Below are 22,347 nucleotides of genomic sequence, written 5' to 3'. Positions count from 1 at the left end.
TTAACCCTTTAGCTGTTGAGAGTCACCATGAATAAGAACCTGTACCGTATCGTATTTAACAAGGCGCGTGGCTTATTAATGGTGGTAGCCGATATCGCCGCCTCCGGTCGGGCCGCCTCATCGCCCTCGTCAGGTCTTGGGCATACTCAACGCCGCCGTATCAGTGCCTTATCGTCGCTGAGTTTTAGTCTGTTACTGGCCTTGGGGTGCGTCTCGTTATCCGCGCAAGCCAATATTGTCGCCGATGCCAGTGCGCCGGGTAACCAACAGCCGACCATTATCAGCAGCGCCAACGGTACGCCACAGGTCAATATCCAGACACCCAGTAGCGGTGGGGTTTCGCGTAACGTTTACAGCCAGTTCGATGTCGATAATCGCGGCGTGATCCTCAATAACGGCCACGGTGTCAACCAGACCCAACTCGGCGGTTTTGTCAACGGCAACCCGTCGCTGGCACGCGGTGAGGCCAGTATTATCCTCAACGAAGTCAACAGCCGCGACCCGAGTAAACTTAACGGTTATATCGAGGTCGCTGGCCGCAAAGCGCAGGTGGTTATCGCCAACCCATCAGGCATTACCTGTGATGGCTGCGGCTTTATCAACGCTAACCGTGCGACCTTAACCACCGGTCAGGCACAGCTCAATAACGGCCAACTCACTGGCTACAATGTGGATCGGGGTGAGATTGTTATTCAGGGCAAAGGTCTGGACAGCAGCCGTCAGGACCATACCGACCTGATTGCCCGTTCGGTTAAAGTCAATGCCGGTCTCTGGGCCAATGACCTGAAAGTCACTGCTGGGCGCAATCAGGTTGACGCCGCGCACCAAAATATCACTACTAAAGCCGACGATGGCAGCGCCCGCCCTACCGTGGCGGTGGATGTCGCCAATTTGGGTGGCATGTACGCCGGTAAAATCCGCCTGATCGGGACTGAAACCGGTGTCGGGGTGCGCAATGCCGGTGAAATAGGCGCGTCAGCCGGCGATATCACTATCACGGCGGATGGCATGCTGGTAAACAACGGCCAGATCAACAGTGCTCAACATCTGGCGGTGAAGACCGCCGCCGGTATAGCGAACGCAGGTGTGCTCTATGCGCAGGGCAATACCCAGCTCACTACTGCAGGCAAGTTGAATAACACCGGCACTGTCGCGGCGGCAGGTGATACCTCGCTGAGCGCGGCAGAAGTCAATAGTAGCCGCAACTCGGTACTGGGTGCCGGTGTCAAGTCCGACAACAGCGCGATCACCAGTGGCACCTTGCGCGTTGATGCCAGCGGGATGTTAACCGCCCAAGGCAAAAATATTAGCGGGACGGCGCAAGTGCTTAACGCGCACAGTATCGATCTGAGTGGCAGCCAAACCCAGAGCCGTGACCTGACACTCACCGCACAAGGTGGCGCTATCGATCTCACCGGCGCTGAACTGTTAGCCAGTGGCAACCTGTCTGCGTCGACCGCCGCGCTGTTACGTACCGACAGCGCCAGACTGATTGCGGAGAGGGTCACGCTTAGCGCCCAATCGCTCTCCAATGTCGGCGGGGTGATAGCGCAAACCGGTACTACGGACTTCAACCTGAATCTGCCGGGTTATCTGGATAACCGGGGTGGCACCCTGCTCTCTAAAGGCAATGTGGCGGTCAATGCACAGCGCCTGGATAGCAACGGGGGCAGCCTGTTAGCGGCGGGTGTACACAGTGATGGCCGCCTGATGGATAGCGGTGACTTGAGGGTAAGCACCCGTCAGGAGCTGATCGCGCAAGGGCAGACCCTCGCCGCCGGTGCGATGACGCTAACCGGTAGCCGGGTTGATTTGACCGACAGCCATACCCAAGCCCGCGAGATAGACATCACCGCCAACAGTGGCGATATCAGTACGCAGCGCGCCAATATTCTCGCCCTTGGAACGCTGACCATTAATGCGGGGGCAAGTGCCGGGCAAACCCTCAATAACCAAAGTGGCACACTGGCGGCGAATAACATCGCGTTGAATCTGGGCCAGCTTGACAATAACGCAGGCAAGATAGTTGCCAGTCAGGATCTGACCCTTGATTTACAGCGTGATTTCAGCAATCTGGCCGACTCGACACTGCAGGCCGGACATGATTTAACCTTAACCACCCGCGGCGCGTTAACCAATGACGGGCAGTTATTAGCGGGCGGCAAACTCAGCACCGGCTCAAGCAGCTTGCTCAATAGTGGCCATATTATTGCGACGCAAGCCAGCCTCAGCGCAGCGGGCGCATTGATTAACCGTGGTGAGATATTAACCCGCGGGCGACTCGATACCGACTCCAATACCCTGTTCAACACCGGCACCCTGATCAGTGCCGAAGCCACGCTTAAAGCACGGGAGCGTATTACCAACTCCGGCCCTGGTGCCCTGATCGGTGCCACCGATGAAAACGGTACCTTAGCCTTGTTGGCACCGGTAATTGAAAACAGTGATACCGTCACCAACACTGATTCCGCCCCAACCACCACCCTTTTAGGCATGGGCAACATTATTCTGGCCGGCGCATTGGACAATAGCGGCAATTATCTGGCGGCGGCTCAGGTGCTCAATATTTCGGGTTTGATTGAATCCGGCAAAGATATGTTGATTTACGCCACGACACTGACCAATCGCCGTCATATTCTCACCGCCAATAGCAACTTTGTTGTGGCCGACACCGTGAATGGGTCCGCGGTCTGGACAGAAGAAAACCCTGATATTCCAGGCGGACGCTATGCTGAACCGCCTCATGGCGGCTCGATGAATAGCGACTATATTGGCACCGATTATACATCGACTATCGCCTATAACAGCATCGATAACATTAGCCCAGAGGCGCAACTGCTGGCCGGTGGGAACCTGACCCCACAAGTGGGTACGCTGGAAAACTTCTGGAGTAAAATCAGTGCGCAGGGAGAGATTGACCTTTCGGGTGTCACCCTGAACCAGGATGGTTGGGGGAATGCACAACGCCTGATTGAACAAACAACATCCACGGGTGAGTGGCGTTATCGGACCTACAAAGGCGATTTATGGGGCACCTCTTGGGGCCCTGAGGTCAGTGAGCGCGCGACTAACCAATATGCCTCCAGTATTACCGCACAAACCCTTAGCGGCAGCGGCACCACGATCAATTACGGTGCCAACCCCGGTGCCATTGCGCCTCCCCAGAGTAGCGACAATAGCGGAAAAGATCTGGCCATCGAGTTTAACGGTATCTCCCTGACACAGCCCAACGGTGGACTGTATAAGTTCAATACCGACTACACAGTCAGCGGCGGTTATCTGATTGAAACTAACCCGGCGTTTGCCAATCTGAATAACTGGCGCGGATCAGACTACGTGCTCCAGCAGTTGAATAGTAACCCGGATGTGATATTCAAACGCCTGGGGGATAACGCCTATGAACAGCGTCTGGTGCGGGATCAGGTACTGGCACTGACCGGTCAGGCGGTCGCCAGTGATTACCGCAGTGCACAAGAACAGTTCGAACAACTGTTTGCGGCGGGACTCGAGTACAGCAAGACGTTCAATCTTGCCCTTGGCACCCACCTCAGTGCCGAGCAGATGGCGGCATTGACCAGTAATATCGTGCTGATGGAAAGCCGCGAAGTCGCCGGGCAAACCGTGCTGGTGCCGGTGGTCTATTTGGCGGGGGTCAAGCCGGGCGATTTACAGGCCAACGGCGCATTAATTGCCGCGAATAATATCGAATTAACCGATATGCAGGGTTTCACCAATCAGGGGGCGATTAAAGCCAGCAATGACCTGAGCATTAGCATGGCGCAAGACATCACGCTCAATAACCGTGGCGGCCTACTTCAGGCCGGTGGCAATATGTTGCTCAGCACACTGAACAGCGATATTGACCTGACCAGCGCGCGGTTAAATGCCACCAACCTGCAACTCGATAGCGGCCGCGATGTGATCCTGCGCACCGGCAGTGAGCAACTCAGCAGTGATAATGGTGCGGTTCAACGCAGCCAAACCGTACTGGGGCCGCTGGCGAGTATCAATGTCAGCAATAACGCGGTTATCAATACTGAGCGTGATTTTATCATGCAAGGTGCCGGCCTCAATGTCGGTCAGGATCTTCAGGTCAATACCGGCGGCGACTGGCTGTTGAATACCGTACAAAGCAGCGACCAGATAAGTGCGAATTATGGTTATGGCAGTTCGACCAGTGAGCATATCCGCCATCTGGGCAGCGAGGTGAATGTCGGCGGCGCGCTAACCGCTAACGTCGACAATTTAACTGCCGTAGGCGCTAATATTAATGCCAACACCATTGATATACAGGCACAGAACATTAACCTGAGTGCAGCGACCGACAGCCTGCACGTCACTGGCGAATCGTCGAGCAAGCGCCATACCAGTTCAGTGGATCTCTACGATGAAACCCTGCGCGGCAGCCAGTTGAACGCCACCGGCGATATCAATTTGCAGACGGCAAAAGACATCAATATCAGTGCCAGTGCGGTACAAACCCATGGCGCACTGAATCTGGCGGCGGGCGGCGATGTCACCCTCACCACCCAGACTGAACAGCATGATGCGCAGCGCACTCATACCGGCACCAAAAAAGGGCTGGCCTCCAGCACCACCACGCGTACCGAAGACAGTATTAGCCAGACACTGGCGGTCGGCTCCATGCTGTCAGCAGGTTCTATCGATGTCAGCGGCAACAATATCGCGGTCACCGGCAGCAATGTGGTGGCCGATAACGATATTAACCTGCGCGCAAAAGAGAACATCACCGTCGGCACTGCGCAACAGAGCGAGAGCGAGTCTCACCTGTTCGAGCAGAAAAAATCGGGTCTGATGAGCACCGGCGGGATTGGTGTCACGGTGGGCAGCAACAGCCAAAAAACCACCGACACCGGCAAATCTCTCTCCAACGTGGGCAGCACGGTGGGCAGTGTGGGGGGTAATGTCAGCATGACCGCCGGTAAAGACCTGACGGTGCAAGGCTCTGACGTGTTAGCCGGTAAAGACATCAGTCTGACCGGTAAAAATGTCGCTATTTTGGCGGCGGAGAACCAAAGCAGCCAGACCCACAGCGTTGAGCAAAAAAGTAGCGGCCTGACACTGGCACTGTCTGGCGCGGTCGGCAGCGCCCTCAATACCGCGGTCACCACCGCCAAAGATGCCCGCGAAGAGAGCAATGGCCGACTGTCTGCGCTGCAAGGGGTTAAAGCGGCACTCAGTGGTGCGCAGGCGGTACAAGCAGGTCAGTTGGTGCAGGCGCAAGGGGGCGATACTGCCAGCATGTTCGGCATCAGCGCCTCATTAGGCTCACAAAAATCGGCCTCGCAGCAACATCAGGAACAGACCAGCATGACAGGCTCGACCCTGACGGCGGGCAACAACCTGAGCGTGACGGCCACCGGTGAGGGGAACCCGGCGAACAGCGGCGATATTGTGGTGCAAGGCAGCCAGCTTAAAGCCGGTGGCGACACCACCCTGGATGCGGCGCGTGATGTGCTGTTGCTCGGTGCCGCCAACACACAGAAAACCGACGGCAGCAACAGCAGCAGCGGTGGCAGTGTGGGGGTCAGTCTGGGGTTCGGTAGCGCTGGCGGTGGTCTGAGCATCTTTGCCAATGCCAACAAGGGTCAGGGCAATGAGCACGGCGACGGCACCTTCTGGACTGAAACGCAGATTGACACAGGTGGCACACTGTCGCTCAGCAGCGGGCGTGATACTTCGCTGATAGGCGCGCAAGCCAGCGGTGAAACCGTCAAAGTGGATGTCGGCCGTGACCTGTTACTGCAAAGCCAGCAAGACAGCGATAACTATGATGCGAAGCAGACCAGTACCAGCGGCGGTGTCAGCATGGCGGTGGTCGGCGGCGGTGGCTCTGCCAACCTGAGCATCAGTAAAGATAAGCTGCACAGCAATTATGACTCGGTACAGGAGCAGACCGGTATTTTTGCAGGCTCTGGCGGCTTTGATATCACCGTGGGTGAACACACTCAGCTCGATGGCGCAGTGATTGCCAGCACCGCGGACAAGAGTAAAAACAGTCTGGATACCGGCACGCTCGGCTTCAGTGACATTGAAAATAAAGCCGATTTTAAAGCGGAACATCAGGGCGGTAGCCTGAGCACCGGTGGCCCGGTGGGGTCTGACCTGCTGAGTAATCTGGGCAGCGTGGTGCTGTCGGGGCTGGGTAATGACGGCCATGCCGAAGGTACCACGCAGGCAGCGGTCAGTGAGGGTACCATCACCATCCGTGATACCGATAAACAACAGCAGAATGTCGATGACCTGAGCCGCGACACCGACAATGCCAACGGCAGCATCGCTCCTATCTTTGATAAAGAGAAAGAGCAGAACCGCCTGCGCGAAGCCCAACTGATTGGCGAGATAGGGGGGCAGGCAATGGATATTGCGCGGACGCAAGGCAAGATTATTGCGACCAACGCGGCGAATGAGAAAATGAAGGACGTGAAGCCTGAAGATATTGCTGCGGCAGAAAAACAGTGGGCGAAGGCCAACCCAGGCCAAGTGCCCACTGCTGAGGACATCAACCAGCAGATTTACCAGACGGCATACAATCAGGCGTTTAACGAGTCGGGTTTAGGAACCGGTGGCGCAGTGCAACGTGCCATGCAGGCAGCGACGGCGGCAGTACAAGGGTTGTCAGGTGGCAATATGGCGGCGGCACTGGCGAATGGTGCTGCACCGTATATCACTAAACTTATCGCCGATACCCTGCCTGACGATCCGGTATCGCGCACACTGGCACACGCGGCGGTTAATGCCGCACTGGCAGCGGCACAGGGTAATAACGCGCTGGTTGGTGCGGGTGGCGCGGTGACAGGCGAACTGATAGGCATGATTGCAATGAATGCCTATGGTAAGCCGGTTAGCGAACTGAGCGAAACGGAAAAACAAACGGTCTCGGCACTGGCAACACTGGCGGCAGGATTGGCGGGTGGATTGATTGGTGACAGTACAGCGGATACAGTAACAGGGGCGCAGACCGGTAAAACGGTGGTGGAGAATAACTCCCTGAGTGGAGATCAAGCCCGTGAGTCTGTTAAGCAGGTTACGAGCAACCTGAAAGATCAGGTAAGAGACAAGCTGGGTGAAGGCACACTCTCCGCTATCGTTAACAGTATAATTAATGCGACGGCTGACACAGGTGATGCGATATTAGGCGGAGCAGATTACGGCGCTGATGCGGCGATGGCGCTCACCTCATGTGCCATGGGAGACAGTTACTGCACTCAGGCATTAAATGATCTGGCGGGTAAAAATCAGGCTGCGGCAGATACGCTGAAAGCCCTGATGAAGAGTGAAACCTGGTCAGCGGTTGCAGGACAGGTGAAAGAAGCGGCTCAAGGTAACCAGCTTGCTCTTGAAGCAACAGGCGGAATGCTGGCGGGTATGTTCCTGCCGGGCAAAAAAATACCTGATATTGAGGCTGCTAAGTTACCAAGCGGACCGAGTAGCTCAATAGTTCCTGGTGGGGGATTAGCTGCTCATGAAGCGGCAGGTGGACACCTAATCGATAGGCATGTTGGAAAAACAGAAGCGGAGCTATTAAATAGAGTGTCAACGGGTAATGTTAAATCAGCGTCCTCATTCACAGATAGGGCTACAGCTGAAGCAGTCACAAGCAAGGCAATTGATAGCAATCAGGCTAAAATCGATAGTTATCTTTCTGGTAGCCAGAAAGGATATTTAGAGATTGATTATCAATCCAATGTACCGATTGGTATTAGTGTCTCTCGTGGTTCTACAAATGTCTCTTCAGTGACGAATGCTAGAATTATCATTGCGAGAGATCCTTCAATGCCAACAGGGTATAAAATCATTACTGGATATCCAACACCATGATTATTAACGAAAAATATCCTTCTTTGTCATATCTACTAAGGTGTTACTTTAACCAGGATTTTGAGGTGCTATTTGGTAATGCAGATGAAACATTGGCAGCTTATAAAGCAACTGAGACTGCGGAAGAGCGGTTGCAGATGAAGGCTGAAATAGATTATCTGCTGGCACTTTCTCTGCCAGATGATGAATTACAGGACATCCTGCTTAACAAAATTGATTGTAGTTATTATTATCCTAATGAATGGTCTTCATCTGAGGAATGGTTGAAACATATATATAAACAAATGAACTGAAAGATCCCGGCCAGTTGGCCGGGATCTTTGCTTCTAAACCCTAAAAACCTCCACTTCCCGCCGTTGCAACCGAAGTACACCAGGTGCAGCGGTCACCTCCAGCTGTTCAGCGCTGGCAATGCCGGACTCGGTCAGCCAGTCGCCGCCGATAATCAGCTCGCCGTTATCCAACACCCAATCCGCCCCTAAATCCTGCCGGTCTTGGCTGGCTTCGCACAGCACTTCCTAGGTGGCTTCGGCAGTGACGACAGTGATCCAGAGCGTGTGATGCTGGCGTGTCAGTTGCAACGGGGTACCAGTGGTAAATCCCAATGCGGCCAACGTGCCGACTGCCAGTGTCAGTTCAGGGATCGGTTCGGGGGTAAAGGTGATGTTCATGCGGTACTGCGCGGAAAAGCAAGAGTGAATCTCACCTGTTCGAGCAGAAAAAATCCGGCCTGATGAGTACTGGCGGCATTGGTGTTACGGTCGGCAGTAACAGCACTAAAATGACCGATACTGGGGTTCTTCGCCGGAACCGCCGAAATTTCCGTGACGCATCATTTTGGCGTGCGGCGGCCTGTACGTAAGACTGCGTCAACCGGACAGCAAAGAAATAGCCGTTTGGAGCGGAAAATGGCTGATTGCAACGTCTCACATAGCTGGTACGGATAAATTCTCATTCACGGCACCATAAACGTACACGTCAACACATACCAAAGATGCTTCAAAAATCGACTAATTCGTAGTGCCGGAAATTTCGGCGGTTCCGGCACATAACCCCTATATTTGTCGTTACCCAACATGCCTCCATCTTAATTAACCCAATGAATGATCAATTAGGATCACTGTAACCCCCTCCATCCTACTAGGCCTGTCTTTTAACGACGCAGGAAGCCCCACCGAAGCTTGGATCGCAACGTGCCGTTGCGATGCCTGACTACCCGGTTATTGAGCTACTATGCCTTTCCTACTCTCATCTGTTGGATATGAATAATTGAGATTACGGGACCCGTCGGCTTGCCGATGGGGGGTACTGCAGTTTACCTAAGGATACTATAGGTCTTTCCCATAAATAAGTTATCCACATATATACAGGATTGTTTTTTAAAACCTTTTTATTTGGTTTTTAATGCTTTTTAAAGCTTTTTAGACCTTAAGCAAAGCCTTGACTGGTGCCCATCTCAGCTTTGTCAATATGGGAAATACCCCAACTTAGTATGGGAAGAACATAAAGTTAGTATGGGTTATAGCTAAAGTACGTATGGGAAATGGCTAAAGTTGGTATGGGAAATAGCTAAAGTTTGTTTTGTGTTTGGTTGTGTATGGGAACTAGCACAAGTTAGTCTTGACCGATAACTAAAACAGGTGCCACTATGGGTACATTGAAAACAACCCATAGACTTTCATATGAATGAAAATAAAGGGATTATTAAAACAAACCGTCCCGCCATTGCACAATCAAATGAGCTTACCGAAGCGGCCTACTATCTCTCACTACAAGCGAAACGAGTGCTCTGGTTATGCCTTATGGAAACCTATCGCCAAGAAGAACATCAGGGAACGTTTACCGTCCGTGTGGCAGATTATCAGCGCCTGTTTAAAGTAAGCCAGGCAACCGCCAGTACCGACGTTAGAAAAGGAATTGATGCTTTATCTAATAGCTCAGTGACATTTTTCCCGTCAGACGGTGAATATGAAGAACGTAAACGCCCGTGGTTAGCTGAGGCTGGTCTTAAACGTGGCCGGGGTTCGTGGTCAATTGAATTCAATCATAAGGTCATGCCTTATCTCCTTGATCTAAGCAGCCAATTTACGACTTACAATTTGTATGACTGTGGCCGTATTAACAGTGTCCGGGCAATCCGTCTGTATGAAAGTCTGTGTCAGTTTAGGAAGTCAGGTATATGGATCACTACACCGAACTGGCTTGCCGAACGCTATCAATTACCACAATCCCAACGCGATAATTTTGCTGAAATGAAGCGAACGTTCATCAAACCCGCACTAGAAAAAATCAGTAAAGAAACACCACTGTCGGCATCGATGTCAGAGACCGAAGACGGAAAATTAATTTTTACCATCATAACCAAAAATCCGGAGCCTTCTTTTTCTGGCACATAAACTTTAGGTATTCCCCATACATTGATATTCAGCTGTAACTTTAGCTATCTCCCATACAGTGGGTTTCTAATGGTGTAATCTTGGGTCAGCTTGGGAAACTGACAATATTGAACGTTAAACACATTTTTTACACTACAGGAACTCTGCATGACAGAAGAACAACAACGAATTGAGCGAGCTATCGAACTGGCCTGTCGATATGGAGGAACTGATGAAATGCATCATTTGCAATGGGTCTTAGATCAAATGATCCGAGAGCTGGCTGGAGAACGCTACGTTCAGATTGTGACTAATGCTACCACCGGAGAAAATGGCCCTAACACTTATAAATGGGAAGTTGGAATCGCACCATAACAAATAGGCCTAGTGGGAGCGAAGTTGCAAAATGCGACATCTGACTAAATAGTTAGCGTCAACGGCTCTAGGAAAATACACTTTCGCGGCCCTTGTACAGCTATGGCCGCGGTAGATATAACAGTGAACTTAACTAATATACCTCAAGACTACGGCCCATAAATATCGACGGTTCCGGCTTATGCTCTCCTTAGAGAATTTTAACAGAAACTTACGTTTTGGGATTGTAAGCCAGATATTTCGTCACCTAACTCGCTGGTATATTTAGGTAACGAAATGCCAGAAATGGGCAGAATTACCTGAGTGCCCAGAAAGATTTAATTTTCTGGGCAGTGAGGGTAACAACAAATGCAACAATGATAACAGCGGCAACGACAAGGGAGAATATCGAAACCTCACGAAACAAAAAGGCAAAGCCCGTCACAATCATATCTATGATGCTGCTCATCGACTGCCAATCATTGAAGGATGGCGGGTTTAGAACGGCACTTATAAAAAGTTTAACTGTATCCATACTGGCCTCCAATAAAAGTATTTTTTTATTAGTATACAAAATATACTTAACGTAGGTTTTCGCACCATTGGACCTCAAACCCCTTATCAGCCTAACATCAAGGAAATACCCATACCTGAAAAAAAATGCCGGGCTATATCTGTTTCCTGTCCTGTCACCTGTGTTCTGTGGGTTTTGGTTGGTGCCGGTTTGATGAAGCGATGACTGACTCCTATAATTTCCATCATCGTGCACGATGAGATCCAATATTTCACTAACTCCTGGAGTTCTCGATAGCTGATGTCATAGAGGGAGGTATTCTGGCCAAGCGGTTTAATGCGTACTGATACTCTAATTCAGTAACATATCCATGAACCGCACAGTCAAGATTGTATCGAGGGGCATCCGTCTGGATTTGTGACAAATAATCCGCTGATCGGGTGATGGATTTCAAACAACGTCGTAGAACCTTATGCGACAGCGGTAATGCCCTTTGTTCAATATCGCGATAAAAATCTTCCCTGATATTAATCTTCATCAATCGAGGCTGCTGGCCATCAAAAAGGCCTGGCCAATAACGCTGCATGATACAGACCGCTTCATCATACGGTACTGTGCGCTTTGGTCTCGGTGGCTTGATGGGTTTGGGTTCTCTGACGCGAAGCTCTGGTATTTCATATTGGGGGGCGTCGGGGTGAACTACCGTTTCAATCACAGGTTCGGTGAGATTTTTCTTCTTACGCGGGTTAGGTACTGCTTCTATCACGATTTTCTTTCGCGACCAGCGAACCGGTGTTTCGCTGGCTTTTTCCTGGTTCTCAGGGAGGGACTTACGTTTTAGCGTCAATATCTTGCGTTCACCGGTCATCACAGTCTCCTGGTATTACGTTGTTAACATCTTGTTTCCGTTCAGAGTATATCATTAATCATGGCAGAGCCTGATGCACACAGTGCATAGAAAGCGGCACACAGTCGTGACATGTTCCCCGATGTAAAACCGCTGAAGCCCGGCAGCGCCGGTGCGGATCATAAGAGATCCTCATAACCCCCCCTGTCCTGGTGAGCCATACAGGCTTACAAACAATTCTGTGGTTACACTGCAAAGAACCTCGGTGAGTGGTCAGTGTGGCGCGTAGCGACGCGCTGAGCATGATTTCCGGGGCCTTAGCGATAGGCACGCGTAGCGTGACGAGCGCTTAGGTTTGCAATGCATCAGTTCCTCTGCCCGACTTTAGTCGGGAGCTACCTATTGTGTTGTTTATTCTCAATTGTTGATTGTTAATTTGCCCTGAGCAAAGCGAGGGGAGCTACTTTAGAGAGCAGGCTTTAGCCGCTCGAAAAGTACTCCTCTTTTTAGAGGCTTATTTTGTTCAGGAATAACGTTCGAAATTAATGATATTAATCAAACAGCTTACGAAGCTAACGACATCAATTCGAAGTTAATGGTACAAATATTCAGCCCTATCGGCATTACGCCAATATCGCTCATGAATTCGGGGGAATAATGCTGAATGGGGCGTGACCTGGTGGCTAAATAACACTCGTTTTGTCCGGTTTCACCAAGACAAAAACCGCGCCAGGCACGGTAAGGTTCATAATGTATGAATATGGGGGTTAGACTATGCCGGCACGCTCAAGCAACTGTCGGTAATAGGCTTCGGGGTCACTGTGTTTAAGTCCAGGCTGTTCTTTCTGCAACGCCTGTTCTTGCATAACGACTTCATGCGTCATGACAGCACCACTGGTTGACCATTTGACATACGCCTGATAATACGGATTTTGGCGTTTATGCTTCGCCTTGGCCAGACTGCGTATCTTTTGCTGTGTCTCATCGAGAATAAGATCGAGACGCTGGGTATTCTCACTGTCGATTTCAGCCAGTCTACCTTCCAAAATAGCCACTTTCTCTTGCTTCTCTTTTGCCAAGTCCGGGCTAACAACCCAACGTTTGATTTGTTTTAAACGATTCCGTAAGGAGGGTTTGTCTTTCAGATCAATACCCATATTCTCAACACGTAGCAGGTGCCGTTCATATTTCTTGCGCAAGCTTTCAGTTAAACCGTTTTTTATCGCCCATGTTTTGAACTGGCCAAGCCAATGACGGATTTCTTCAACGGCAATGCCTCTTGAAATGAAGAACTTTTCAGTCAGCCATAACCGCAGCGGCTTATTCTGGCCACTGTCAGTATCTTTACCGTGAAGCGCTATCACGTAGCCCAGTTGTTCTTGCACAGATAACGCATGCAAAGGACTGTCGTAAGCTTTGCGGCCGTTATCATAAACATGCAACATCCCCATCGAGGCCGCAATTTGCTCAAACGGGGCCATGATCTCGAACGGATAGTCACTGTCTGGGTTGTAATCACAATTCGCCGCCAGTGCCATTGAGAGCGCAGTCATCGCCTCACAGCTTTCCGACCGTGCGGAGATACGCATGGGCTTTGGCAAAAAGTGCGGATCGTTACGTTTGGTATACGGCACATAGCCCTGACGACGCAGTTCGATCAGTTCGTGGTTACGGTGCCAGTTGTGACTACTGAGACGTGCAACGACCCTTGACGCCATGCCGCGAGGCACAGTGCAAGTCAGTGTAGGCGTGTAGCGCCGATGAATTTTTGATGTCCCTTTGCGCAGAGAGTTTGATTCACCACGACGGGATATGTTTGATATCTCAGCAAAGTTCTGAGAAGGGGCAGTATTAGCCAAACCTACCCGTGCTTATGTTGCACGGAAGGAGTTGAATTATTTTTGGCACAATTCTATACTCCCTGCATAGAGCAACGCTTCTATACAGTTTTAGTGGGCCCCGTTAATCTTTCCGACCGCCAAGTTAGAGAAGATTATCGGGGTTTTTGCTTTTCAGAATCCGGAGGATTTCCTCAACGTTTTCTGTCCCTGCCACTTACGGTGTGGCCAGCCATTAAACTATTCGTAATCTAACACCCAAAGCTCGTTTCATCAAGAAAGTAAACGGTTTACCTTTCATGAACTCTGCGCGCTAACTCACTTTCTATCAAACGTTCGATCATCTGTCCTTGAGTCAAACCTTCTTCTGTACAAAATTCGAGTAGCGTCTCTTTTAGCGGATTCCGAATAAATACACTTACTTCTTTATGCGTTACACGCTTCCGGGCCACGGCAGCCAACTGTTTTTCAGTATCTGACATGGGATTACCTTTACGGTAATTACGCTTCGTTTTCGATGAGGAAGTAACTACATTGACCTGTGACATCTCTGCCTCCCCAAGGATCTAATAAGGATCAATTAGGCAAAGATTACTACAATTTCTGACAGTTGGCAGTAAATGATCGTGATCCGCTGCTCATGTTGGCGCACAAATAGCGGATAACTGAGAATTAAAAGGGTCAATAATTCGCGTTAAGCGGCTCTCCTTCAGCCCATAAACGTTCAAATTCCTGCTGATATACTTGGTTAACAGCACTCTCACCGCGTATCACGACGACATTCTCGGCATTGCGCGTAAATGCTGAATGCGTGTAGTTCAGGGAACCGGTTTGCACGGTCTCACCGTCAATGAGCGCGAATTTGGAATGCTGGATCGCATAGCGACCGTTCAGACGAACCGACACACCTTGATTGGCCAAAAACGTGACGGCACTGTAGCGATCACTTGCTGACTGTTTATCCGCCAATACCCGGACACTGACCCCGCGCCGTTTTGCCGCCAGTAACACAGTGGCCACCTGTTTACTGGTGAATGCATACGCGGCGAGGTCAATCGATACTGTTGCCTGGCTTAATGTGTTCAATACCAACGGTTCAGCGCCTCCATCCGGTGAAAAACCCACCTGTACCCCGGCATTCGCCAGTGAGCTGCATAATAAAATGAAAGGCACAGTGATGACCGAAAGTCTTTTCATCATGATTCTCCCAAGATTTTCTCTTTGACGATCTCCCGCTCCATCTGTTGTAACGCCTGTTGTTGATTATGCTGACGCTCAAGATGTGTTTCCTGCTCCGTGTGCTGTTGTTGATGTTGTGTTCCCACGTGTTTTTCCTGTTGTATCTCACGGGCCATCTGTTTTTCGGCCTCCATCGTCTCCGGTGAGAGCGTCGTTTTTTCTGCCCCAAGAGGCATCGCTCGTTGGCGGTCTATTTCGGCTTTTTCGGCCTGCTCTCGCGCCTGCTCTTCCGGTGTTTTCAGGCTCAGTGGCGCGTCAGCTTGCGGTGCGCTAGGGGGATTTTCGGGTGACGTAACAGGGAGGCTGCCCTGGGTGACGGCTTCAACACGGTAAGCCGGTGGGGCTTCCCCTATCTGTATCACCACACCACTGTCGGGTGAGGCGCGGGCGATAGCCATCGCGCTATCCACCTCTTTTACCAGCTGTGTTTCACCATTCTGGCTCTGTTGGAGTACCACAAAACTGCTGCTCTCACTCCCCAGCAAGCGCCCTTTCCCCGCCAATCCTTGCAGGTAGCCGTCATCATTCAGGCGCACTTCATCCAGCCAGACGCCACTCTGACGGCCATTGGCATCGTAAGCGGGCCATGCCACATGCGGTGACGGGTATTTTTTGCTGCCACTGATAAACCGAGCCTCTCCCTGTTCACTCAGTCCACTGTCTCGCAGCAACGCACGTCCCAAACCATTATCTGCCAACGGTCGGGCCTGCTCCCAAAGTCGGTTGCCGGTATCCGCCTGGCGGTCATCGCTGGCATGTAATACGTCATGAGCCGTCTTTCTGCTGCCGGCGCGACCCACTGCTTCTGACCATTTGATGAGATTATCGGTATACACCTGTACATGTGACTTCATACGAGACAAAGCAACATAAGCATCGCTGTGGCTGGCCAGATATTTTCGCGTTGCGGTCACACCGGCCAGCACGATAACAAACTGTTCACTGGCCCCCTGAGCCTTGTGCGCCGTGCCTGCATAGGCGTAGTCGAGATGACGGTCAGCGGGGTCCGTTGATGGATTAATCACCCGACTTTTCCCGTTATGGGTCAACGTAATGTCCTGATTATCGGCAATAGCACTCACCGTCCAGCGTGTATTCGCATCGCGATCCCGCTCTTTATCGTTCTGGCTGAAGCTGACCTTATCCCCGACAGACAACTCAATTTCCCGCGATTTAAAAATGGCCACATCCCTGACGCTGCTCTCAAAGGCCGATAAAAGGCGCGGTTGCCCTTCGGTATCGATAAGCGTCACCACCCCTTGCTGTTTCCCCTCTTTTCCGACTGTAAGGGTGTAATACTCTTTATTGATGAGGACTGTCCCTCCGTTAAACTTCGCCATCCCTGAGACAGACTTAAGGGCATCCACATGTGTTTTTTCACGGTCAAATACCGCAATACTGACCGTTGCCTCCCCCAGTTTCCCCAGCTCTTTCAAGGTATCGTGGATACCCTGATTCACAGCGCGTTTGTCGTCATTGGTTTGCGTGACAATGAGGGTTTGTGCGCGGGCTGTGTCGATGCGTCCGGTGTAATCACGCACAATGGCATCAATCACCAAATCCCCTTTTCCCGCTTTATCCTTCGGGGTTTGTTGATATTCTTCTACGGACGATTTAGGTGGGATAACACCGTCCTCGCGGGGAACCTGACCAGGGGTGACAGACTCAATGACGTTGAGTGCTGGGGCTATCTGGCGCTCAATGATGGCTTCCACCGCCGGTCGCAATTCTGGCGACTGGCGAACAATGTCTTTCATGATGGCCACATCCAGCGCACTGCGTTGCTGCATCAGAGAGAACGGTGCACCATTTTCTACCGACAATAACTGCTTCTCATCACCACTCATGACTGCCCGACCGCCTGCGGCGGCGATCCTGCTCAACGTATCGCTCATGTCACGGTTGCCAATCATCGAGCTTTCATCCACCAAAAACAGCGTGCGCGAAAAATCCAACGTTTCGCCGCTTTGCGTTCGCCGTTCGGTATCCATCAAAAATGACGCAATGGTTTGGGCCTTGACGCCGACCGATACCATTTCACCGACCGCACGGTGTGTCGGTGCCAGACCGATAACCTCCGGTCGTTGCGCGTCAGGCAATGTATTGATAGCCGCCAGGACGGCCTTGAATTGGGTGGTTTTCCCCACGCCGGCATACCCCTGAATACCGACAAACCGATCCGGGCTTTCCAATATCAGGCGGCTGCCAGCCTGTTGACCGGCAGTCAATCCGGCAAACAACGTCGGGTCTGCCTCTGGCATCAGGGGGGCAACACTGTTTTTACCCTCTAAAATCGTGTGCAGGATCTGCTTTTCCATCGCATAACTGGCGGCGGTCACATAGAGTTGGCGCGCTTTACCGTTCGGGGTATCAACCGGTAACAGTTCACCGGATTTAATTTGGCGATCGATTTCGGTGTTGACGCGTGCCGGTGTCATGGAGGCGTGCATCGGCAGGGCCGTGGCCATCACCGACATGCGGGCAAAGGTCACTTCACTGCCTTGTGTCACATTAATCGCCTGGCGCACGGATTTTTCCGCCACCGACATCAGATTATCGCGCGCCTGATCCAGTGCGACCGGTAACGGCTGGCTGTCTGGATTGACCTGTGACAAGGCGGTACGGTAAAGCGGCGAACCGGACAACCGCACCTGTGCTTCGTTTTCGCTCAAGGGCGTATACAGCAAAACGGTATCCCCCCCACGCGCCAGCGTATTCAGTTGGGTCGCATTCGTATCACGTCCTGCCACGGCGGCCAGTACCACGCCCTTTTCCTGCACCTGACTCCCCGGTGCCGTCACATAGCCATAGGTCGCCTTGATACCGTCACCGAATGGGATTTTTCGCGCTTTGCCATTATGCTCAACATGCAGAGTGTCATTTTTAAATGCTGTTACCGTGACAGTGTCACGCGAATTAATCCCCTCCTGCTTAGATAACCACCGAAGCCGCTCACCGACGGCGACCTCGATAGCGCGAGACTGATACAATCGCCATTCACTGTTAAGCTGACCGACCGGCATCACGCTCTTATTACCGTCGCTGTCTCGCAACACCAGTTTACGGGTCTGGTCTGCCACCGTGTCGATGGTATAGCGCTCCAACTTACGTTCTTCTGCGTGCCATCGCTCCAGCACCATCCCAGCACGATAATCGTCCATCTGGCTGCGACTTTTACTGTCCTGCCACACCGGTACCAGACTCTGCACGGAGACACTCTCGGCTTTTAACTCGCCGTGTGTCTGCAATGTTTGACGAATGGTCTGTGTTAACAGTTGTTGTTCACGCGGACCGGAAACCTGAACGATGACCGGAACTGAGGACGATGTAAGTTCCGCATATTTCTGTGCCAGTGCGTCATAACGCTGACGCTTATCACCCTGACTGATAATGTCCACCGTGACCGGCGTTTCATTAGCCGCTTTGAATCGTGCGACTCCGGCATCTTCGAGTGTCGCCAGTGCGTTACCGGTGCCTTTGCGCCCCTGCGTATCCATAAACAGAACCTGGACGCTGTGGCGTTGCGCATGATCTAACAGGTGCAATGTCTCTTTCACCGACAGTTTCTCCGCACTGGCGACAACCAATGTACTGTTCGTGGGTAACTGAACACCTTCAGCAACGGCGCGACGGTCAATCACGCGCCCGGACAACGTACCGTCCTGCTCCAGAAAATCTTGCCCGGACTTGTCGGTCGCCAGCACAGTGACAATCCGCCCCTGTCCGCTGGCCATATTCACCGCGTCTATCACCCGCTCTCGCTGAACGGTCGCGCCACCACTGCCGCTGATAATCGCGAGATTCGGCATGACATCGGCAATTTGCCCCATCACGCCTTGTGGGCGCTGTTCCGGCGCACTAAACGCCACGGTGCGGTTTTCCGACTGGATACGCCCCGCCAGCTGCTGCACACTTAGCTCATCCAGCAAATGAATAGCAGAAGTGAAGGTACCTTTTTCACGATCAAGGGGAATAAGTTGTTGCGAATTGATGGCCACCTCGATGGCGGCTCTCGCCTGCTGGAAACTGCCGGCCTGAGCACTTATACCCCCCAGTGTCTTGCTCAACACCTCTGAATAGGTAAATTGAGTCTTGTTATCACTCAGATGTGAAATGGCCTGATTGACCGCCAGTGCCATATCGGGTGAGGGGGCGACGGCTTGAACGGGGTTGTTAATGTCTTTCGCCTGCTGCCGCTCAGTTGCCTGTCGCTGGAAAGCACCCATATCAAAACCGGCTTTATCCAGACGGTCAAACCACTCGGTTAGTAACTCCTCCTTATCGGGGTTCTGCTTGACCTGTCGGGTATCGAGTGCCGCGACATCGCGGGACTTTAATGAGGCATCAGGGCCGACGGCCTCTTGGATCTGCTGAGTTCGCGTCGAGAACGGTTGGACAGGTACGTCCTTGATTTCCCACAGGCCATGTTTACCGGTTTCAACCGTTTCAAATCCCATGGCCTCGATCTGTTGGCGGAGTTCATGGCGGTAAATCTGCCCCAGGGCAATTTGATTGGCGTAAACCATTTCGATGAAACCGGATTTGTTGACGGTATCACTGGACAGTGTTCGCCACTCGCCTTCATGCTCAGTAGCATTCATGACGAGTAAGTGTGTGTGTAACTGGGGGTCTAGTTCGCGGGACGTATCGTGATTAATGGCTGCGGCAACCATTGCGCCGGTGAGGACAGTTTGGGATTGCCCCTCTTCCATGACGCGGGTTGAAATCAAACCTTCAATCTCTATGGCGACGGCGGATACTGCGGCGTTATGCGCCTCAATCATCCGACTGTCGCCACCAACAATACCTAATATAGACACACTTTTCGGGGCGGATAATGTCAAATCATAGCCCTGACGGTGAACATTCTTACCGTTCTCCATGCGTTCCAGGCTGTCACCATTAGGCAAACGGCCGGCTAACATCTCAGCAAACGCCACCTCCTCCACACGCCCTGATAATCCCAAGGTTTCAGATCCTTCACCTAACCAACGTGAATCCATCGACCCCAGAAAATAGTAGTTATCGGAATCGGTATAATATTGGGCGGCTCCTGCCGCTATCGGTGCAATAGTCAGCATTACCAACGATCTCCCACTTCCGGTGAATCATCGTTACGGTGAACCAGAATGTTTTTTTCATCGGCCTGCAAGCCATACATCGACTGCTCGTAAGCTTCGTGCATGTCGTGATAGGCGTCGTCACCTTCACGGACCAGCTCGCCGGTGTTTTTGTCCACGTACTCAAATCCGGGGATCTCCTGTTCCCTACCGGCAACTGAAGCCGCCGCTGATGCCGCCCCAGTCGTAGCCGTTGCGGTTGTCACGGCCGGTGCGGTATTGCCTGATGTTGACTGTGGATTTATTGGCGTAGAGAGACTCTTCACCGAAGAAAGGGGATCGGCTCCTGTCTGGTTGTCTGACGGGGCGGGGCTTGTGCCTGACAGGTTATCCGCAGGGATAAGTCCGACCCCCGCCAGCAAACGCGTTAGACCCGGATCTTCAAGCTCCCGTTGCTCAAGTTGTTCCTCGATTTCGGCATCGAGACTGATGTCCATATCACGAGGTAATAATGAGGGGGCGTAGTTTTTGAGTTTTTCGTAACGCATGGCCATTTTGACCACCGGATATTCACCCGGCAGGGTGATGTAACAACTCAGATTGGGTAATGACTGGATATCGGAATAGTTGACCAGATACACGTCTTCTTCCGACTTGCTGAATGACACCCCATCCCTGACGGTATCGGCCCCGTAGCTGTATTGCTCGCTAAAGATTTTGGCCCGACGCTGACCCAATTCTTTCATCGCGAAGGTCGCTTCATGCTCACTGGGCGAGCGGAAGAAGAAACGGGTATTGATCAGGTCAAACATGGCGTTGGCATAGTCCACACCATAGGTGTAATCCAACTGGGATTTATTCTGGAAACCCAGCGTAAAGCAACCGCCAAACTTACGGGCCTGAGCCAACACATCCGGCAACTCAGCAAGTTTGTGCAGGGAAATCAGTTCGTCGTAAATAAACCAGACTCGACGGTTAAGGTTGGGCGTCATGGACATCAGATTTTTGGCCGCGATGGCCAGCCAGACAGAAACCAGGGGCTTAACAGATTCATGATACTCATCATGACTGGTGATAAACAAAATACCGTTGCGGCCACTGTCATTGACGCCTTTCATCCATTCCCGGATGGTAAACGGCTTTTTCCCATTTTTTTCAATCCCCTGCAAATAGCGCAGTGCCTTGACATAGTTGGTTAACACGCTACGAATAGATATGGCGGTTTTTTCGACCTTTTCCTCCATCAAGGATGCGGCCTCAGTACCGGATAAAAATTCACGGAGGTCTTTCAGGTTGATGGCGAGCAAGGTACGCAACAGTTTGTTATAGCTACGCTTGGGGTCTTTTCCCATTTGATAGCCCACACCGGTAAAGATAGTCCGGGCAGAACCTTGCCAGAATGGGTCTTCTTTGGCACTCATGGGGATAAGCGTGCTGGACATGCTGTCGAACTCAGGGATTGAACGGCACTCGGTCCACAGGTCCCAGTTCTCACACCGGCTGTCCATGGAATTCAGTATCTTGTCGGTGTTTTCGTTGTAATGCTTCTCGGTATAGGTCCCCGCCTTGTCGTAAATAATGACCATATCGCCACGTTGACGTGCCTGCTTGATAATCTTGTTGATCGCATTGGTCTTACCGGTACTCGGTGAACCCAGCATGGCGATGTTAGCGACTTCGCTGTCCTTTTTCAGCGGTAAGTCATCGATATAGATTTCGGAGGCATCATTCCGCTTACGCATCAGGGCCGCGACGGCTTTCACATCGTCGGTCAGGTTTCTTCCGCCAATCAGTTCATCTTGCGCCTGTCGTTCACCGAGCCGGTGCAGGAAGCGGTAGACCAGATAGGCCAGGAACAATACGATGACTGACGTCCAGAATGCCGCCAGCCCCAATTCCTGCAACACCATTTGACCGGCATAGGTCATATAAGGGTCTTTCAGGATATTTTCAGAGGTGAACTTCAGCACCATATCGTTGTAATGGATGTCATACACCGGTGGAACGCGGTACATGGCCCCTTCACTTTTATGGGTCAGATATAACCACCAATACTTCCCACCGTTTATAATTTCCTGATTAGGTAAGCGAAAATAAAAAATAGCGGGCATAAATATCGCAAAGCAGAGAATAAGCCAGAAGGAGATACGTTTATTGACCTGCATAAACATACCCAGCATATAGCTGAATACCTGGCCTCCCTGTGTAATATGCTTACTGGAAGAGGTCATTGAATATTACCTGTAGAGAGTTAATAACAATAATGAAGAATTATCAG

11 protein-coding genes and 2 pseudogenes are annotated in these 22,347 nt (G+C 51.6%); 5 read left to right on the top strand and 8 right to left on the bottom strand.

Translation table 11 applies throughout. The features are described 5' to 3' along the window. Positions 1-27: 27 nt before the first annotated feature. Complete coding sequence (locus V2A84_RS00535; RefSeq protein ID WP_442848482.1) at positions 28-7,842, top strand: hemagglutinin repeat-containing protein; 7,815 nt, start codon at positions 28-30, stop codon at positions 7,840-7,842. A 65-nt stretch (positions 7,843-7,907) separates the two neighbouring features. Further along, entirely contained in the window at positions 7,908-8,135 is a 228-nt protein-coding gene (locus V2A84_RS00530; RefSeq protein WP_054873165.1) for a contact-dependent growth inhibition system immunity protein, read from the top strand. 33 nt (positions 8,136-8,168) lie between these two features. On the opposite strand, the pseudogene V2A84_RS00525 reads toward V2A84_RS00530, so the two are convergent. Next, a pseudogene (locus V2A84_RS00525) lies at positions 8,169-8,513 on the bottom strand (hypothetical protein). 2 nt (positions 8,514-8,515) lie between these two features. Between V2A84_RS00525 and V2A84_RS00520 the strand changes: the two are divergent. The 3 genes and pseudogenes from V2A84_RS00520 to V2A84_RS00510 all read left to right on the top strand — a co-directional run. Continuing rightward, positions 8,516-8,638, top strand: a pseudogene (locus tag V2A84_RS00520) (hemagglutinin repeat-containing protein); the annotation flags it as partial. A gap of 886 nt (positions 8,639-9,524) precedes the next feature. Then, on the top strand, positions 9,525-10,238 hold the full coding sequence (locus tag V2A84_RS00515; RefSeq protein WP_050288965.1) for a replication initiation protein: 714 nt from the start codon (positions 9,525-9,527) through the stop codon (positions 10,236-10,238). 147 nt (positions 10,239-10,385) lie between these two features. Next, positions 10,386-10,592, top strand: a complete 207-nt coding sequence (locus V2A84_RS00510) for a hypothetical protein (RefSeq protein WP_050288967.1) — start codon at positions 10,386-10,388, stop codon at positions 10,590-10,592. Between the two features lie 295 nt (positions 10,593-10,887). Here the strand turns inward: V2A84_RS00510 and V2A84_RS00505 are convergent, their stop codons facing one another. From V2A84_RS00505 to traD, 7 genes are all read right to left on the bottom strand, one after another. Beyond that, positions 10,888-11,106, bottom strand: a complete 219-nt coding sequence (locus tag V2A84_RS00505; RefSeq protein ID WP_265317712.1) for a hypothetical protein — start codon at positions 11,104-11,106, stop codon at positions 10,888-10,890. A gap of 253 nt (positions 11,107-11,359) precedes the next feature. Next, positions 11,360-11,953: a ProQ/FINO family protein gene (locus V2A84_RS00500; protein ID WP_420073557.1), complete on the bottom strand. Its 594-nt coding sequence runs from the start codon at positions 11,951-11,953 to the stop codon at positions 11,360-11,362. Positions 11,954-12,699: 746 nt separating this feature from the next. After that, positions 12,700-13,650: a Replication protein gene (locus V2A84_RS00495; RefSeq protein ID WP_420073556.1), complete on the bottom strand. Its 951-nt coding sequence runs from the start codon at positions 13,648-13,650 to the stop codon at positions 12,700-12,702. Positions 13,651-14,060: 410 nt separating this feature from the next. Next, complete coding sequence (locus V2A84_RS00490; RefSeq protein ID WP_420073555.1) at positions 14,061-14,318, bottom strand: replication regulatory protein RepA; 258 nt, start codon at positions 14,316-14,318, stop codon at positions 14,061-14,063. Between the two features lie 133 nt (positions 14,319-14,451). After that, positions 14,452-14,970, bottom strand: coding sequence for a phospholipase D family nuclease (locus V2A84_RS00485; protein WP_420073554.1), 519 nt, complete (start codon positions 14,968-14,970; stop codon positions 14,452-14,454). Further along, on the bottom strand, positions 14,967-20,090 hold the full coding sequence (gene traI / locus V2A84_RS00480) for a conjugative transfer relaxase/helicase TraI (RefSeq protein ID WP_420073553.1): 5,124 nt from the start codon (positions 20,088-20,090) through the stop codon (positions 14,967-14,969). The genes V2A84_RS00485 and traI overlap by 4 nt, the downstream gene beginning before the upstream one ends. Then, complete coding sequence (traD, locus tag V2A84_RS00475) at positions 20,090-22,300, bottom strand: type IV conjugative transfer system coupling protein TraD (RefSeq protein ID WP_420073552.1); 2,211 nt, start codon at positions 22,298-22,300, stop codon at positions 20,090-20,092. The genes traI and traD overlap by 1 nt, the downstream gene beginning before the upstream one ends. Positions 22,301-22,347 lie beyond the last annotated feature (47 nt).

The sequence above is a fragment of the Yersinia sp. 2553 StPb PI genome, assembly GCF_052217105.1.
In the GTDB taxonomy this organism is placed as follows: domain Bacteria; phylum Pseudomonadota; class Gammaproteobacteria; order Enterobacterales; family Enterobacteriaceae; genus Yersinia; species Yersinia enterocolitica_E.
Note: the sequence above shows the minus strand (reverse complement) of the source record. Positions and strands in the feature narration are given on the sequence as shown.

What these genes read in the sequence shown, in the direction of transcription:
- V2A84_RS00515 (WP_050288965.1), top strand. Translation starts at nt 9,525, where the DNA reads ATGAATGAAAATAAAGGGATTATTAAAACAAACCGTCCCGCCATTGCA.
- V2A84_RS00490 (WP_420073555.1), bottom strand. Translation starts at nt 14,318, where the DNA reads ATGTCACAGGTCAATGTAGTTACTTCCTCATCGAAAACGAAGCGTAAT.
- V2A84_RS00500 (WP_420073557.1), bottom strand. Translation starts at nt 11,953, where the DNA reads ATGACCGGTGAACGCAAGATATTGACGCTAAAACGTAAGTCCCTCCCT.
- traD (WP_420073552.1), bottom strand. Translation starts at nt 22,300, where the DNA reads ATGACCTCTTCCAGTAAGCATATTACACAGGGAGGCCAGGTATTCAGC.
- V2A84_RS00535 (WP_442848482.1), top strand. Translation starts at nt 28, where the DNA reads ATGAATAAGAACCTGTACCGTATCGTATTTAACAAGGCGCGTGGCTTA.
- V2A84_RS00495 (WP_420073556.1), bottom strand. Translation starts at nt 13,650, where the DNA reads ATGGCGTCAAGGGTCGTTGCACGTCTCAGTAGTCACAACTGGCACCGT.
- V2A84_RS00485 (WP_420073554.1), bottom strand. Translation starts at nt 14,970, where the DNA reads ATGATGAAAAGACTTTCGGTCATCACTGTGCCTTTCATTTTATTATGC.
- V2A84_RS00505 (WP_265317712.1), bottom strand. Translation starts at nt 11,106, where the DNA reads ATGGATACAGTTAAACTTTTTATAAGTGCCGTTCTAAACCCGCCATCC.
- traI (WP_420073553.1), bottom strand. Translation starts at nt 20,090, where the DNA reads ATGCTGACTATTGCACCGATAGCGGCAGGAGCCGCCCAATATTATACC.
- V2A84_RS00510 (WP_050288967.1), top strand. Translation starts at nt 10,386, where the DNA reads ATGACAGAAGAACAACAACGAATTGAGCGAGCTATCGAACTGGCCTGT.